This is a genomic window from Achromobacter sp. Marseille-Q0513 (assembly GCF_018195695.1).
Lineage (GTDB): Bacteria > Pseudomonadota > Gammaproteobacteria > Burkholderiales > Burkholderiaceae_B > Achromobacter.
The window spans coordinates 1-567 of record NZ_JAGTJY010000465.1; the positions used below are offsets into that span (position 1 = coordinate 1).

At 61.9% G+C, this 567-nt stretch carries 1 protein-coding gene; it reads right to left on the reverse strand.

Annotated features, from left to right (window positions below; all coding sequences use genetic code 11):
• On the reverse strand, positions 1 to 342 hold a 342-nt coding region (locus KDH83_RS31275; protein ID WP_212323006.1), incomplete at its 3' end, for a carboxymuconolactone decarboxylase family protein.
• Positions 343 to 567: the final 225 nt, after the last annotated feature.

The window sequence follows — 567 nt, forward strand, 5'->3', positions numbered from 1 at the left end:
CTTGCGCGCCGCATCATAGTCGCCGTCTGGCACGCCGGTTTCGGCGACCTTGGTCACGCTTTCGGCCCAGGCCAGTGCGGCTCGCTCGCGCTCGTCGAACAGGGAGCCGGCTTCGGCCCATGCCTGGAGCAACGCCAGTTTCTCGATCCTCACCCCGCGCTTTCGCAGATCGCGCGTGTGCATGTCCAGGCAATAGGCGCAATTGTTGATCTGCGATATGCGCAAGTACACGAGTTCAACCAGGTCTGGCGCCAGACCGCACTGTGTGACGTAGCCGTAGACGGCGCCGAGGCTTTTGGCGCCGGCCGGGGCAACCTGGTTGTAGTCGATACGCTTGGTCATTTTCTTCTCCACGATTGATGGGTCCTGCTTCGGAGCGGGGCCGGGGTTGCGCCAACCCATTCACGGCTGGAACGAAGGCTGCATTGTCCGGGAATCGATTCCATGCTCGAAGATCCATGAGCGCACTTTCCAACTGGTCCAAGGCGGACGGCAGGAAGCCGGGCGTCTGGACATGCGCAGATGGAATCTTCGGAGGGCGCTCCCGACCCTTACACTATCCTTCCT